We start from the raw sequence: 15,316 nt of genomic DNA on the forward strand, positions 1-15,316 counted from the left end.
AAATTACAGAATTTTCTGACTTAGGCTAAATTTGGCAGGCTTATACGGATTATGAAAAAACAAACTGTTCTTCTGCAACTTTAAAGCCTGCTTTCAGACGACCTCAGCCTGTTTTGGGTTTATAATTTCTTTTTTCCCAACTGATTTCCCCTGTTTACCATGATCGATTTAGAAACCAAACGCCTTGAAACCCAAGCCATGCTTGATAATGCCGAGCTTTTGTTCGACCAAGACCAATGCCGTGCCGCGCTGCAAAAAGTGGCGGACGAGATTACGCGCGACTTGGGGGACAAATATCCGCTCCTGCTGCCTGTGATGGGCGGGGCGGTGGTGTTTACGGGGCAGTTGCTGCCGCTGTTGCGCTTTCCGTTGGACTTTGATTATGTTCATGTTTCCCGTTACGGCGACAAGCTGGCGGGCGGGGCGTTCAACTGGAAACGTATGCCCGACCCTGAGCAGATTCGGGGTCGCCATGTGGTTGTGTTGGACGATATTTTGGACGAGGGACACACGATGTCGGCGATTCAGTCCAAGCTCTTGGAAATGGGGGCGGCAAGCTGCCGTGCGGCTGTGTTTGCCAACAAGTTGATCGACAAGGAAAAACCGACCAAGGCGGATTATGTCGGGCTGGATGTTCCCAACCGCTACGTCTTCGGCTACGGCATGGACGCGGCGGGCTGCTGGCGCAATTTGGGCGAGATTTACGCGCTCAACCAAGGCTGATGCGGAATGAAAAAAGGTCGTCTGAAAACCTTTTCAGACGACCTTTATGCCACCATATCGCGCTATGTGGCGGGTGAACGGACGATACTTTCGCCCACACCGGCCGAATAAAATATCATCAGGGAACACATCATGATCAACCTCTTAATCATTACCCACGAAGCCGTAGGCGAAGCCTACCGCAGCCTGACCCATCATTTCTTCCCCATGGGCATGCCGGAAAACATCCGCATCCTCGGCGTAGAGCCTGACGAAGACCAAACCGACATCATCAACAATGCCATCGCCGCGTTGCAAGAGTTTCCTGAAAACCACGGCGTATTGATTATGACCGACATCTTCGGCGCGACGCCGTGCAATGCCGCCCGCAGGCTGGTTCGCGCGGGCAAATCCGCCATTCTGACCGGACTGAACGCGCCGATGATGATTAAAGCGACCCAATACTCGCCCATGGCGGAAGACCTCGCCGCCTTTACCGAAACGGTCAGGGAAGCCGCCGTCAAAGGCATTTTCGCCATCACTGCCGAACCGGAAGATTTGGTGTGCAAACAGCACGCCGAAGCCGTCTAACCCGACCAACACGTTTTCAGACGACCCCGCACACCCGAAAGCCGAACATGCAAAAACAACAAATCGAAATCATCAACAAACTCGGACTCCACGCCCGCGCTTCCAGCAAATTCACCCAAACCGCGTCTCAGTTTCAAAGCGAAGTCTGGGTAACGAAAAACGGCAGCCGCGTCAACGGCAAAAGCATCATGGGCTTAATGATGCTCGCCGCCGCCAAAGGCACAATCATCGAGCTGGAAACCGACGGCTTGGACGAAGTCGCCGCCATGAAGGCATTGGCTGATTTAATCAACGACTACTTCGGCGAGGGCGAATAATGAGTATCGTGCTGCACGGCGTGGCGGCGGGCAAAGGCATCGCCATCGGACAAGCCCACCTGATTACGCGCGGCACGGCGGAAGTGCCGCAATACGATGTTTCAGACGACCTCATCAACGCCGAAACCGCCCGTTTCGATGCCGCCATCAAAGCCACGCGCAAAGAGTTGGAACAGCTGCGCAGCGCGATTCCCGAAAATGCCCCGACCGAGCTGGGCGCGTTTATTTCGCTGCACCTTATGCTGCTGACCGACGTTACCCTCTCGCGCGAACCCGTCGATATTTTAAAAGAACAGAAAATCAACGCCGAATGGGCGTTGAAACAGCAAAGCGACAAGCTTGCCGCCCAGTTCGACAGCATTGAAGACAACTACCTGCGCGAACGCAAACAAGACATGCTGCAAGTCGTCCGCCGCATCCACAACAACCTCGTCGGGCAAAGCAACGACCTGAATTTGACCGAAGGTCTGTTTGAAGACACCATCCTGATTGCCCACGACCTCTCGCCCGCCGACACCGTCCTCTTTAAAGAGCAGCGCATCACCGCTTTCGTTACCGACGTCGGCGGCCCCACCAGCCACACCGCCATCCTAGGTCGCAGCCTCGACATCCCTTCCGTCATCGGCCTGCACAACGCCCGCAGGCTCATTACCGAAAACGAAACCGTCATCGTCGACGGCATCAACGGCGTCCTCATCATCGATCCAGACGAAGTCGTCCTCAACGAATACCGCCGCCTCGCCCGCGAATACCGCCTCCACAAGCGCGAACTCAACAAGCTCAAAAAAACCGCCGCCACCACCGCCGACGGCATCAACATCGAGTTGCTCGCCAACATCGAATCCGCCGAAGACATCAAAGCCCTGCACAATTTCGGCGCAGACGGCGTCGGTCTCTTCCGCAGCGAATTCCTCTATCTCAACCGCGACACCATGCCGTCTGAAGACGAGCAGTACGAAGTGTACAGCGCGATTGTGAAAAAGATGAGAGGCAAAAGCATCACCATCCGCACCGTCGACTTGGGCGTGGACAAAAATCCCCGCTGGTTCGGTCAGAACACCACGCCTAACGGCAGCCTCAACCCTGCCCTCGGACTCACCGGCATCCGCCTGTGCCTCGCCGAACCCGTCATGTTCCGCACCCAAATGCGCGCCATCCTCCGCGCCGCCGCCCACGGTCCCGTGCGCATGATGTGGCCGATGATTACCTCCTTGTCCGAAGTGCGCCAATGCCTTATCCACCTCGACACCGCCCAACGCCAGCTCACCGAACGCGGCGAAACCTTCGGCACCGTCAGCGTCGGCTGCATGATTGAAATCCCGTCTGCCGCCCTGACCGTCGGCAGCATCCTCAAACTCATCGATTTCATCTCCATCGGCACCAACGACCTGATTCAATACATCTTGTCGGTCGACCGCGGCGACGACAGCGTCAGCCACCTCTACCAGCCCGGCCACCCCGCCGTCCTCAAAATGCTGCAACACATCATCCGCACCGCCAACCGCATGGAAAAAAGCGTCTCCATATGCGGCGAAATGGCAGGCGACACCGCCTACACGCGGATGCTGCTGGGCATGGGGTTGCGCCGCTTCTCCATGAACCCGAACAACCTGCTGCCCGTCAAAAACATCATCCTGCACAGCAACACCGCCCTGCTCGAAACCGAAACCGCCAAAATTCTCCGCAGCGAAGACTCGGAAAAAACCGAAAAGCTGCTGAAATTGCTCAACAGCGCGGAACACGAAGAAGAGCGGTCGGAAGAAGACAGCCCGATAGCGCAGGCGTAAACAGGGTTTCTATAAACCCAAAGGTCGTCTGAAAACCAAATTCGGTTTTCAGACGACCTTTTTATCGAACCCGAATCAGCCCCCCCATATCGCCATGCCCACGCAGGAAGGAATCCAGACTTAGCTTTTTAGGAATGTTTAAAGATTGCTGGAATTTCTAGACTCTCAACTCCCACCTCTGGCCAGCCTTTTATATCGAATCCGAACCCAATCCCTCGCACCGTCATTCCCGCGCAGGCGGGAATCCAGACCTCCATTTTTAAGAAATATTTAAAGATTGCCAAGATTTCAAGCCTCTAGGCTTACGTTGCAGATCATCCTTAATATTTCCGAAACGGCAAAGGTCGTCTGAAAATTTTCAGACGACCTTTGCTATAATCACTCCCTTTGTTTTATTTGAAATTTTTCCAACGCCATGCCCCATCCCGATTTCTCCCAAACCCTCTCCAAAGACCGCCATTTCCTGCGTTCCGCCTTCAAAAATCCTAACAAATACGGCGGCTTGTCCAAAGTCGAAGAAAAATACCGAAAATCGCACGAAATCTTTTTGAAGCGTTTGGCCGCATTGCCCAAACCCGAGTTCGACAACACCCTGCCCGTTCACGAGAAGCTCGAGGAAATCAAAAAAGCCATTGCCGAACATCAGGTAACGATTATTTGCGGCGAAACCGGTTCGGGCAAAACCACGCAGTTGCCCAAGATTTGTCTGGAACTCGGGCGCGGGGCGGCGGGCTTGATCGGGCATACCCAGCCGCGCCGTTTGGCCGCGCGTTCGGTGGCAGAGCGGATTGCCGAAGAGCTGAAATCCGAAATCGGCAGCGCGGTCGGCTATAAAGTGCGCTTTACCGACCACACCTCGCGCGATGCCTGCATCAAGCTGATGACCGACGGCATCCTGCTGGCGGAAACCCAGACCGACCGCTATCTCGCTGCCTACGACACGATTATCATCGACGAAGCGCACGAACGCAGCCTAAACATTGACTTTCTACTGGGCTACCTGAAACAGCTTCTGCCGCGCCGCCCCGATTTGAAAGTCATCATCACCTCGGCAACCATAGACGCAGAACGCTTCTCCCAACACTTCAACGGCGCGCCCGTGCTGGAAGTGAGCGGGCGCACCTATCCCGTCGAAATCCTCTACCGCCCGCTGACCAGCAAAGACGAAGACGACGCGGAAGTGGAGTTGACCGACGCGATTGTCGATGCGGCGGACGAATTGGCGCGACACGGCGAAGGCGATATTTTGGTGTTCCTGCCGGGCGAACGCGAAATCCGCGAAGCCGCCGAAGCCCTGCGCAAGTCCACGCTGCGCCGCAACGACGAAATCCTGCCCCTGTTCGCACGCCTATCGCACGCCGAACAGCACAAAATCTTCCATCCCTCCGGCGCGAAACGCCGCATCGTACTGGCAACCAACGTCGCCGAAACCTCGCTCACCGTCCCAGGCATCAAATACGTCATCGACACCGGCCTCGCACGCGTCAAACGCTATTCCGCACGGGCAAAAGTGGAGCAGCTTCATGTCGAAAAAATCTCCCAAGCCGCCGCGCGCCAACGCTCCGGCCGCTGCGGACGCGTCTCCGCAGGCGTGTGTATCCGACTGTTTTCAGAAGAAGATTTCAACAGCCGCCCTGAATTCACCGACCCGGAAATCGTCCGCAGCAACCTAGCCGCCGTCATTCTGCGCATGGCAGCGTTGAAACTGGGCGACGTGGCAGCATTCCCGTTTTTAGAAATGCCCGATTCGCGGTATATCAATGACGGGTTTCAGGTGTTATTGGAATTAGGGGCGGTGGAGGTCGTCTGAAAACAGGCAGATCGGACATTTATGCCCAAAAAATTTTAAATTCAAACGAAATTTTAAATTTGGAAAATATTATGAATAACAATCAAACAATTAAACAATCTTTTGAAAACAACCTACGCCATTTTGTGCAAGATTTATCTAATAAAATTAGTGATTCGCACGGAAAATGGTCAATTAAGGGATTTATAGACATTTATAAAAATATCTACACGATTTCTTCCGATACAAAGATTATTTCTAAAATTCTAGAAATCCATTTATTTCCATTATTAGTACAATTTGCAACTAAATATGGTTACAAAATTGTATTGGCTGAACATCAAAATTATTACCCAGATATTTCGTTCGTGGATATTAAAAATGAAAATATACGTTTTGCATTGGATTTAAAAACCACGTATCGCAAAACCGAAACTTTATGTAACGGGTTTACATTAGGTTCGCACGGAGAATATTTTACGGATAGAAATAGTACCAAGAATATCCAATTTTCCTACAACAGCTATTTAGGGCATTATTGTTTAGGTGTAATTTATAATAGGACATCACCAGAAAAAATAGATGAAACAAAAATTTTTAAGTTAAAACAACTTAATACAATTAGTTCTGTAATTGGAGATTTCCAATTTTTTGTTGCAGAGAAATGGAAAATTGCCAGCGATAAAAGAGGCAGTGGAAATACTGCCAATATCGGCAGCATTGAAAATATTCAAGATATTTTGAATGGAAACGGAATGTTTTCAAAATTAGGAGAAGAATGGTTTAATGATTATTGGATAAATTACAGCAAAATTAAAGACAGCAACGGAAAACTGATTACTAATTTATTGGATTTTGTAATGTACAAAAATGGTGATACTAGTTTAATTGTCAAGAAAAATAATAAAGGTAGTAAAAAATGAAAGTAATTGTACCACCCATTAAGTCTCAAGGAATAAAAACCAAACTTGTTCCTTGGATTGCTGATTATGTACCTAAAGATTTCTCAGGCACTTGGATAGAACCTTTCATGGGCACCGGTGTTGTTGCATTTAATCTTGCGCCACACAAGGCTTTGGTATGCGATACTAATCCGCACCTTATCCGTTTTTATCAAGCTATTCAAACAGGTGAAATCAATGCCAATATAACAAAATCTTATTTAAATAAGGAAGGTGCTTTACTTTTGGAAAATGGTGAGCAGCATTACTACAGCGTTCGAGATCGGTTTAATTTGCATGGTAACCCGCTGGATTTTTTATTTCTAAATCGCTCAGGTTTTAACGGCATGATTCGGTTTAATAAAAAGGGAGAGTTCAACATTCCGTTTTGTCGTAAACCGCAACGCTTTGCGCAAGCATATGTAACCAAAATTGTAAATCAAGTTGATACAGTAAGTAAAATCATCGCTACAAAATCTTTTGAGTTTATCTGCCAAAGTTTTGAAGAGACTATTTTACAAGCTAAAGCAGGAGATTTAATTTATTGTGATCCTCCTTATATTGATCGCCATTCAGATTACTTTAATACTTGGACAGAAAAAGACGAACAACATTTGCATCACTTGTTAGATAACCAAGGAGTATCCTTTATTCTATCTACATGGCATCATAACCGCTATCGTAAAAACCAATATATCAATGATTTGTGGTCTGATTTTTCTATTTCAATTAGAGAGCATTTTTACCATGTTGGTGCAAAAGAGGGGAATCGAAATTTAATGATAGAAGCGTTAATCAGTAATTTATCTTGTGCAACATAATGCTCCGATTGATGTGCATTTGAAATAGCAGATAAATTTGTTTGCTTGTTTAGATTTAGGAAACATACGTAATTAAGGCACTTATCCTCGAATCACAAAATCATGTCGGGCATCAATGTTCAACCTACAACATCTATTAAAACCATGCAAAACACACCTAGACAACTCCCCCCTCCCCGTTACCGCCTGACCAAACTCGGCGAACAAATGGTGCGCCTGCCCATCGACCCGAAAATCGCGCGTATTTTGCTGGCGGCGAAGAAGCACGACTGCATGGCGGAAATATTGGTGATCGCGTCCGCGCTGTCGATTCAAGACCCGCGCGAGCGGCCGCTGGAAGCGCGCGATGCCGCCGCCAAGGCACACGAGCGTTTTACCGACAAGCAGTCCGATTTCCTTGCCTATCTGAACATTTGGGACAGTTTCCAGCGCGAGCGCGACAAAGGTTTGTCCAACAAGCAGCTGGTGCAGTGGTGCCGCCAATATTTCCTGTCGCACCTGCGGATGCGCGAGTGGCGCGAGCTGCACCACCAGCTTGCCCAAACCGCGATTGAAATGGGTTTGACCACCAAGGAAGCCGCTTTCAGACGACCTCCCGAAGTCAAGCAGCTCACGTCGTCTGAAAATGCAGGCGACCAAGACCTATCCGCCAAACTCAAACAAAAACAACTGGATAAGAAACAACACCGCGCCCAAATCCGTGCCGTCAAAGAAGCGGGCTACGAACAAATCCACCGCGCCCTGCTCACCGGCCTCATTGCCAACGTCGGCATGAAATCGCCCGACGGCAACGACTACACCGGCGCGCGCGGCAGCCGCTTCCACCTTTTCCCCGCCTCCGCCCTGTTCAAAGCCAAGCCCAAATGGGTGATGGCGGCAGAACTCGTTGAAACAACAAAACTTTATGCCCGCGACGTAGCCGCTATTCAGCCCGAATGGATTGAGCAGGAAGCGCCGCACCTCGTCCGCTACCACTATTTCGAGCCGCATTGGGAACAAAAACGCGGCGAAGTCATCGCTAGCGAACGGGTAACGCTCTACGGCCTGACCGTCTTGCCGCGCCGCCCCGTGTCCTACGGCAGAATCGCCCCCGAAGAAGCCCGCGAAATCTTTATCCGCAGCGCGCTGGTGGCGCAGGAATGCGATTTGAAAGCGGAATTTTTTGTCCACAACAAAAAGCTGATTAAGGAAATTACCGAACTCGAACACAAATCGCGCAAGCAGGATGTACTGGTCGATGATGAAGCCCTGTTCGCGTTTTATCACGAACGGCTGCCCGATTTTTATACGGCAGACGCGGTTTCAGACGGCCTGCATCCTACAAATCAGCAGCAAACTGCCCCCTCCTACGCGAGGGAAGATCGGAGAGAGGGCAAAACAGTTGCCGCACAAACCAACTTTTCCTCAACCTCAGCAAGCCCTCTCCCTACCCCTCTCCCACAGGAGAGGGAACAGAGTGTCGCAGCTTCAACACTTTCAGACGACCTGCGTCCTGCAAACCCTCAGCAAACTACTCCCTCCCCCGTGGGGGAGGGCCGGGGAGAGGGCAAAACAGTTGCCGCACAAACCAACTTTTCCGCAGCCGCAGCAAACCCTCTCCCTAACCCTCTCCCGCAGGAGAGGGAACAAGGTGCTGGAGTTTCAACGGTTTCAGACGACCCCAAAGCTCAAAAGCTACCCGAAAACTCCCTATGCTACGCTGACGGTCAACCTATCCTGCTGGGTGACCGTGTAACGATCGACAGCAAACAATGGCACGGCAAAATCGTTGCCTTGATTGCCGAGCAGCAATGCGACCCGTCCATAGGTTCCGCCGAAGAATGGGCGACATTACAAAGCGGCGTAATGGCGCAATTTGACGAAGCAGGCTTGGTGCACTATCCCGATGCTGAGACTGCCGACGAACTCATCTTATTGGCACGAGCGGATACGAGTATCCGACCTACACACTTTTCAGGTAGCCTAAAAGACAACAGGCAGCCTGAAAACCACCTTTCAGACGACCTCAAAGGCAGCCTGAAACCCCATATTCGCCCCGCCACAACTAGCGATGCAGCCGCCCTTGCCGAATTATTCCGCCTCGCCGTCAAACATATTTCAAACAGCCATTACAGCGAGCAGGAAAAAAACGCATGGCTACAAGGCGCAGACGATGCCGATTTCTGGCAAAAACACATCGACGGCGGCAATGTCCGCGTCGCCACGCACAACGGGCGCGTGCTCGGTTTCATTGAATACCAGCCCGAACAAAGCCACCTAAATTGCCTTTATACCGACCCGCACCACCAGCGGCAGGGCATCGCTACCGCGCTACTGAATGCCGTTTTGCCATCGGCAGACAGCGGCAAAACCATAACGGTAGACGCATCCAAAGCCGCATTGGCATTTTTCCAAAAACAAGGCTTTGTGCGGCAACACGAAAACCAAATCCCGCGCAACGGCTTGGTTTTGACCAATTACCGCATGGTTCGTCAGGCAAACCATGCCCAAAAGCAGCCTGAAACCGTAGGTCGGATTCTTGAATCCGACAAAACTTTTGACGCTGCACAAACGTCGGATACGAGTATCCGACCTACACGCCTTTCAGACGACCCCAAACCCAAAAAGCAGCCTGCACCCCCAAAAGGTCGTCTGAAACCCCTACCCCTCGCCGACATCCGCACCTTCCAAGCCTGGCTCAAAACCGCCGAGCGCGACAACCCCCGCCTGCTGTTCCTTAGCCGCGACGACCTCATGCAGCACGCCGCCGCGCACATCACCGAAGAACAATTCCCCAAACACTGGCAAACCGCAGACGGCAAATTCAAACTCAGCTACCGCTTCGAGCCGCACCACCCGCTCGACGGCGTTACCCTCACCCTGCCGCTTACCGTGCTCAACCGCATCAGCTCCGCCGCCCTCGAATGGCTCGTGCCCGGCATGATACGCGAAAAAATCCAGTTGCAAATCAAAGCGCTACCCAAACAAATCCGCCGCATCTGCGTGCCTGTGCCCGAATTCATCACCCAATTTTTAAGCCAAAACCCCGACCGCAACGCCCCCATCCTGCCCCAGCTCGCCCAAGCCATCGCCAAAACCGCAGGCGACATCCGCATACTGGAGCAAATCAACCAAGACGAATGGGCCGCGTTCAGGCTGCCCGAACACTGCTATTTCAACCTCCGCATCATCGACGACGGCGGACAAGAATTAGCTATGGGGCGCGATTTAATCCAAATCCAACAACAACTTGGCAAAGCCGCCGCCACCACCTTCCGCGACAACACCCAAGAATTCGAGCGCGACAACGTTACCACGTGGGACATCGGCACCCTGCCCGAATCCATCAAATTCGCCCGCGGCAAACAACAGCTCACCGGCTACCTCGGCCTGCAAAAAGAAAAAGACGGCCGCATCGCCCTGCGCCTGTTCGACACGTCCGCCGCCGCCGAACAAGCCCACCGATTAGGCGTGATCGAACTCATGAAACTACAACTAAAAGAACAAGTTAAAGACCTGAACAAAGGCATCCAAGGCTTCACCCAAGCCGCCATGCTGCTCAAACACATCAACGCCGACACCCTGCGCGACGACCTCACCCAAGCCGTCTGCGACCGCGCCTTTATCGGCGAAGACGAGCTGCCGCGCAACGAAAAAGCCTTCAAAGAACAAATCAAACGCGCCCGCAGCCGCCTGCCCGCCGTCAAAGAAGCCCTCAGCCGCTACTTGCAGGAAACCGCCGCCGCCTACGCCGAACTGAACGGCAAACTCGGCAAACATCCGCTCACCCACCTCCTGCGCCAACGCCTGCAAACCCTGCTCGCCGCCGGCTTCGCCACCCGCACCCCGTGGGCACAATGGCCGCGCCTCCCCATCTACCTCAAAGCCATGACCCTGCGCCTCGAAAAATACAGCAGCAACCCCGCCCGCGACGCAGCCCGCGAAGCCGATATTCAAGAACTGGAACAAATGTGGCAGGAAAAAACCGACGGCTTGATAAAACAAGGACAACCGATTTCAGACGACCTCGCCGCGTTTAGATGGATGATTGAAGAATTGAGAGTGTCGCTGTTTGCGCAGGAGTTGAAAACGCCGTATCCGGTGTCGGTGAAAAGGTTGTTGAAGGAGTGGGATGGCTTGAATAAAGGATAAAAGGAAAGGTCGTCTGAAAATTTCAGACGGCCTTTGTAAATTAAGAATATTTTTTTAGCTTCGTAAAGGGAATAATCTTTGAATTTTTCCTTTCAAAAAAATCAACATTTAATCCCAGTAAATTAATTAAATCTTTCTGACCTAAACCAAAATAAGATTTCATATTTTCAATATCCAATATTTTTTCATTAATCAATAACTCAATCGTTCTTTTCAATAATACTGGTTTTTCAGGCTGCCTATCTTTATCACCTGGTTCAGATTTTGCCCCCCATCTAGCAGACCTTCGCTTAAATAAATTTGTTTTAGCATCATCGTCTATTAAACCTAGTTTATGCAATCTCATAATAATTGCAGCAACAGATATGCCCCAATACTGTTTTTGAATAAGCAAGTCATCTAATGTTGTTGGTATGCGAATTTTAGATACGAAACTATCTTCAGGCAACAATAATGCCCCTGCGAACGCATGGGCTTGCTCTTCCATAGTGTTATAAAAAGTATCCCTTAGTTTATCTGGTATATGCTTATGCAAAATTAAATGACCTAATTCATGAGCCAAATCAAATCTGCTTCTGAAATAGTTGTCCTTATCAGCAGATAATAATATTAGTGGTATTTTTGTTTCTTTGCCCCATGTAGACAGTCCCTCAATAGTAGAAATATCTGTTATTTCTCTAACAACTATAACACCAGCTCCCTCTACTGCTAATAATAAATTTTGAATTGGAGCTTGCCCAAGCCCCATTATTTCTCTGAATTCTAAGGCAGCAATCTCAATATCAATTTGTGAAATTTCCTTTGGATTAACAAATTCTCGCTTTGGTAATATTTGCTTTGGAAAATCAACATATTCAGAAAGATACATTACACTTTCTTCTAGCCAGCTTAACCGTTCTTTCAACATTAAGCGTGCGTGTTTATATGCTGATGCATTACTACGAAATAAAGGTATTTCAATACCAGAGATAATTGGTCGCGTAAACCATTCGGCAGTAACATCTAATATATTAGCTAATCTATTCAACGCATCTATATCCGGCATGTGCTGCCCATTCTTCCACTTACTTAGAGTAGAAGTGGACACCCCAACCATTGCCGCAAGTTGTGCTTGAGTTAAGCCACGAATTGTCATGATTTGCTGCAGTCGCTCACTATTAAAGCCTGAGATACCATTTTTGCTCATTCTGAAGTACCATACATTTGCTTACCACTTTTCAGGGCTGGAGTTGCCAAGTCTTTTTGTTCTTGTGGCTGAATTATTTGTTCAAAGTTATATCTTTCTATAAATTTCTCAATAGACTCAATAAACAACCAATTATTCATAAACTTATCGCAAACAGCTATTTGAATAGATATGGGTCTTTCTAATTGAGAATCTGCATTTTTAGAAAAGCTGCTTATAAAGAATACAGTTCCTTCTTTTGGACTTTCTTCATCAAACAAATTTCCATAGACCAAATTCTCCATAAAAGCATTTTTTTGCGCGAGTAATTGGCGTGATTTACTTCTTTTTAAGCTATGCCAATTATCATCGTTGGCAGTTCCACGAGCAATATTCCAAATACCTATTCGTCCTACAACAATCTTATTCCCACTCAATTCCGATACATTAATACCATGAGTTAAGAGTGCTGAATGAAAGGCTTGGTTTTGTTCAAAATGTCTCATTTGCCCTCGTGCATTTTTAACATGTCCTTTATCTAACTGTTTAGTTCCATTATAAGCTCGCTCAGCCCCCACAATTAATGCTTCCTGTATTGCAAGAAGCAAATCTTGGGGAATATTTGTAACTAATAGATTAGCAATCTCTTTTGATTTTGTGAAAGTCATAACAAACCCACTCTGAACTATAAATTTCGTTAATAGGGATTTTACGCCTAAAAAATTTCGTTTTCAAGAATATTCTATCCATCTTCCAATACAGCAGCTACCTGCAATCCCACAAAACCCGTCTGTAGGGTGTGTGCGGTACGCACGCACGCGGTCTCTTTAAACCATAGCCCTTCCCAACCACTCCAAAGGTCGTCTGAAACCCATTTCCAGACGACCTTTTGCCACTTCGTAAAACAAGGATTCCCTCTACCCTCTCCCCAAACGTCGTCTAAACCAGTAAACTTCCCATGTTTCAACAACTTCTTGGAAGCAAACCATGTCCGGTATCTACCTACCCCGCCTATTTCCGCCCCACATCGCCGAACGCGGACTGCTGTATTTTCAGCAGGGCAAGGTTCGCGATGTCCAAAAAACTTCCGCCGGGCGTTATCGGGCGGAGGTGTGCGGTTCGGAAAACTATTCGGTATGGCTGAAGCTGGATAGTGATTTGTACATTAAGGACGGGGGCTGCGATTGTCCTTATGGCTGGGCGTGCAAGCATATGGCGGCGTTGTGGTATGCGGTGCGCGAGCAAACTCAGGATAACCAGTCGGCAGAACCCGACGCGCAGCAGCCTAAAAAGCGCGGCAATCCGTATCGGCAGCAGCTCTCTCAAATCTTTTCCCGAACCCGATATTATGATTACTACGAAGCCGCTGATTTGGGCTTCAGGCTGCAAAACTGGTTGGAAGATGTGGCGCAGGAGGGGACGGCGGCGTTGCAGCAGGCTTTGCCTCTGTTGATACCGCGTTTGCAGGATGCTTTTGAAAAGGCGGACGATTCAGACGGTATGTTGGGCGATGCCATGTATATGGCACTCGACCTGCTGGAAGAGGCGGTTATGGAAAACGTCCCAAAGCGTTTGATCAATTTTTTGGACAAATGCTTGGACGACAACCGCTATTTTGAATACTCCGAGGCAGGCAATAAAATCTACCAAATCCGTGCACAAATATGGCGGCTGCGCGGCGAATGGCAGGCGTGGCAAGATTATGTGGCTAAACGTTTGGCTGTTACCAAGTCGGGTTGGGAACATGAATTTTGGGCATTTGAGGGTTGGCAGGTTTTGCAGGCGAAAGGCGATACTGCTGCCGCGCAGGATTATTTCAGACGACATCTGCACCTGCCGCAATTCAGACAAATTGCGGTAGAACAAGCTGTCGGTCAACAAGATTGGGCGGAAGCGGAGCGCCTCTTGCGCGAAGGCATCAGCATTGCCGAAGATGAAGGAACCCCCGGCACGGCGCATAAATGGAAGCTGCAACTGTTTGATGTATTGAAGAAAACCGGTAAAAATGTCCGCGAAATCGCAGCGGATTTGGCGTTTTCCACCAGCCTTTCATTGCCGCATTACGAGGCGTGGAAAGCCACGTTTCCCGCCGCCGAATGGCCGCATGAATTTAACCGCCTGCTTGCGCGCTTGTCGGGTGAATATTCGCTGCAAGCTGAAATATTGGAGCATGAACAGGAATTCGACCAGCTGCTCGCCCTATTGCAGCAACACCTTTCGTTGTACATGATGGAACGTTTTGCCCCGTCTTTCCCCGAGCCGTATCACGATCAAATCGTAGCTTGCTACCTGAAAATCTTTGCGGTTGAAATTCACGAAGCAAGCAACCGTAAGCAATACCGCCAGCTCTTCAACCAATTAAAGATCCTCCGCCGCCAATATTCCGCACAACGGCAGGCGATGGAAAACTTTGCCGACGAAATCAGGGAACGATATAGCGAAAAACCGCGCCGGCCTGCTCTGTTGGAAGAATTGGATCGGGCGGGGTTTTAGGAAAAAGCTATTCATCCACACCCTGACGATGAATTTTTACAGGCAAGCCTGCAATCCTTACATGTAGAAAACAGTAGTGCTGTTTCAGTATTTTCGGGAAAATACTGAAACAAGAACATGCACAAAAACACCTGCTTCACCCTATACCACCAAACCATTTGACAGGCCTATACACAGGAAAAGGGAAGCGTTACCTCCCTAGCCCTCCGCTACCAAGTCAGCCGCGTCACCATCTACCACGCGTTTAAGGCCTAAGGAGTAAGTCACAATATTGCAGGAACTGCCGAAACGGTACATTGCCCTGTTTCACTCTGTGAGACGGGAAGAAGATCGGTTCAACAAACAAAAACGCCCATTCCCTTCCGGGACTGGACGTTTTTTAGTTTGACCATCGTATTCACCTGCAATTTCACGAATACGCGGATAGGTTTATTTTTTAGGTGATGGGACGGCGTTTTTAGCTTTTGTGTTTGCAGGTGCGGGCGCGACGGTTGCTTCGGCCTTCAGTTTGGAGAAGATACCCTCGCCGATGCCTTTAACGTTTTTGAGCTCTTCCACCGATTTGAAGGCACCATGCTG

General features: G+C 49.6%; 11 protein-coding genes and 2 pseudogenes. 10 read left to right on the top strand and 3 right to left on the bottom strand.

Annotated elements, in window-relative coordinates; genetic code table 11:
- The first annotated feature begins 159 nt into the window (after positions 1-159).
- The 8 genes from DBY90_RS08075 (at position 160) to DBY90_RS13675 (ending at position 11,079) form a co-directional block, all read left to right on the top strand.
- Entirely contained in the window at positions 160-723 is a 564-nt protein-coding gene (locus DBY90_RS08075) for a hypoxanthine-guanine phosphoribosyltransferase (RefSeq protein WP_003755895.1), read from the top strand.
- Positions 724-855: 132 nt separating this feature from the next.
- Complete coding sequence (locus DBY90_RS08080) at positions 856-1,293, top strand: PTS sugar transporter subunit IIA (protein WP_049228185.1); 438 nt, start codon at positions 856-858, stop codon at positions 1,291-1,293.
- Between the two features lie 47 nt (positions 1,294-1,340).
- Complete coding sequence (locus tag DBY90_RS08085; RefSeq protein WP_070492459.1) at positions 1,341-1,610, top strand: HPr family phosphocarrier protein; 270 nt, start codon at positions 1,341-1,343, stop codon at positions 1,608-1,610.
- Entirely contained in the window at positions 1,610-3,397 is a 1,788-nt protein-coding gene (ptsP, locus tag DBY90_RS08090; protein ID WP_107986964.1) for a phosphoenolpyruvate--protein phosphotransferase, read from the top strand. Before DBY90_RS08085 ends, ptsP begins: the two co-directional genes overlap by 1 nt.
- A 415-nt stretch (positions 3,398-3,812) precedes the next feature.
- On the top strand, positions 3,813-5,207 hold the full coding sequence (gene hrpA, locus DBY90_RS08095) for an ATP-dependent RNA helicase HrpA (RefSeq protein WP_083286725.1): 1,395 nt from the start codon (positions 3,813-3,815) through the stop codon (positions 5,205-5,207).
- Between the two features lie 71 nt (positions 5,208-5,278).
- A complete protein-coding gene (locus tag DBY90_RS08100) occupies positions 5,279-6,109 on the top strand; it encodes a type II restriction endonuclease (RefSeq protein WP_083286724.1) in 831 nt (276 codons plus the stop codon).
- Complete coding sequence (locus DBY90_RS08105; RefSeq protein ID WP_070492436.1) at positions 6,106-6,948, top strand: DNA adenine methylase; 843 nt, start codon at positions 6,106-6,108, stop codon at positions 6,946-6,948. The genes DBY90_RS08100 and DBY90_RS08105 overlap by 4 nt, the downstream gene beginning before the upstream one ends.
- 102 nt (positions 6,949-7,050) lie before the next feature.
- Positions 7,051-11,079, top strand: a complete 4,029-nt coding sequence (locus tag DBY90_RS13675; protein ID WP_411713477.1) for a GNAT family N-acetyltransferase — start codon at positions 7,051-7,053, stop codon at positions 11,077-11,079.
- A 40-nt stretch (positions 11,080-11,119) separates the two neighbouring features.
- Here DBY90_RS13675 and DBY90_RS08115 read toward each other — a convergent pair whose 3' ends face one another.
- Positions 11,120-12,265 (bottom strand): helix-turn-helix domain-containing protein, encoded by a 1,146-nt coding sequence (locus DBY90_RS08115; protein WP_070492435.1) that lies wholly within the window; start codon positions 12,263-12,265, stop codon positions 11,120-11,122.
- Positions 12,262-12,912, bottom strand: coding sequence for a hypothetical protein (locus DBY90_RS08120; RefSeq protein WP_070492434.1), 651 nt, complete (start codon positions 12,910-12,912; stop codon positions 12,262-12,264). Before DBY90_RS08120 ends, DBY90_RS08115 begins: the two co-directional genes overlap by 4 nt.
- 319 nt (positions 12,913-13,231) lie before the next feature.
- On the opposite strand from DBY90_RS08120, the gene DBY90_RS08125 reads away from it, so the two are divergent.
- Together DBY90_RS08125 and DBY90_RS13355 are read left to right on the top strand one after the other, a co-directional pair.
- Positions 13,232-14,737: an SWIM zinc finger family protein gene (locus tag DBY90_RS08125; protein ID WP_107986966.1), complete on the top strand. Its 1,506-nt coding sequence runs from the start codon at positions 13,232-13,234 to the stop codon at positions 14,735-14,737.
- Positions 14,738-14,854: 117 nt separating this feature from the next.
- Positions 14,855-14,989 (top strand): annotated as a pseudogene (locus DBY90_RS13355) (IS481 family transposase); the annotation flags it as partial.
- Between the two features lie 177 nt (positions 14,990-15,166).
- Here DBY90_RS13355 and DBY90_RS08135 read toward each other — a convergent pair.
- Positions 15,167-15,316, bottom strand: a pseudogene (locus DBY90_RS08135) (helix-hairpin-helix domain-containing protein); the annotation flags it as partial.

Source organism: Neisseria mucosa (assembly GCF_003044445.1).
Taxonomy (GTDB): Bacteria; Pseudomonadota; Gammaproteobacteria; order Burkholderiales; family Neisseriaceae; genus Neisseria; species Neisseria mucosa_A.

What these genes read in the sequence shown, in the direction of transcription:
- DBY90_RS08075 (WP_003755895.1), top strand. Translation starts at nt 160, where the DNA reads ATGATCGATTTAGAAACCAAACGCCTTGAAACCCAAGCCATGCTTGAT.
- ptsP (WP_107986964.1), top strand. Translation starts at nt 1,610, where the DNA reads ATGAGTATCGTGCTGCACGGCGTGGCGGCGGGCAAAGGCATCGCCATC.
- DBY90_RS08080 (WP_049228185.1), top strand. Translation starts at nt 856, where the DNA reads ATGATCAACCTCTTAATCATTACCCACGAAGCCGTAGGCGAAGCCTAC.
- DBY90_RS08125 (WP_107986966.1), top strand. Translation starts at nt 13,232, where the DNA reads ATGTCCGGTATCTACCTACCCCGCCTATTTCCGCCCCACATCGCCGAA.
- DBY90_RS08085 (WP_070492459.1), top strand. Translation starts at nt 1,341, where the DNA reads ATGCAAAAACAACAAATCGAAATCATCAACAAACTCGGACTCCACGCC.
- DBY90_RS08100 (WP_083286724.1), top strand. Translation starts at nt 5,279, where the DNA reads ATGAATAACAATCAAACAATTAAACAATCTTTTGAAAACAACCTACGC.
- DBY90_RS08105 (WP_070492436.1), top strand. Translation starts at nt 6,106, where the DNA reads ATGAAAGTAATTGTACCACCCATTAAGTCTCAAGGAATAAAAACCAAA.
- DBY90_RS08115 (WP_070492435.1), bottom strand. Translation starts at nt 12,265, where the DNA reads ATGAGCAAAAATGGTATCTCAGGCTTTAATAGTGAGCGACTGCAGCAA.
- hrpA (WP_083286725.1), top strand. Translation starts at nt 3,813, where the DNA reads ATGCCCCATCCCGATTTCTCCCAAACCCTCTCCAAAGACCGCCATTTC.
- DBY90_RS13675 (WP_411713477.1), top strand. Translation starts at nt 7,051, where the DNA reads ATGTCGGGCATCAATGTTCAACCTACAACATCTATTAAAACCATGCAA.
- DBY90_RS08120 (WP_070492434.1), bottom strand. Translation starts at nt 12,912, where the DNA reads ATGACTTTCACAAAATCAAAAGAGATTGCTAATCTATTAGTTACAAAT.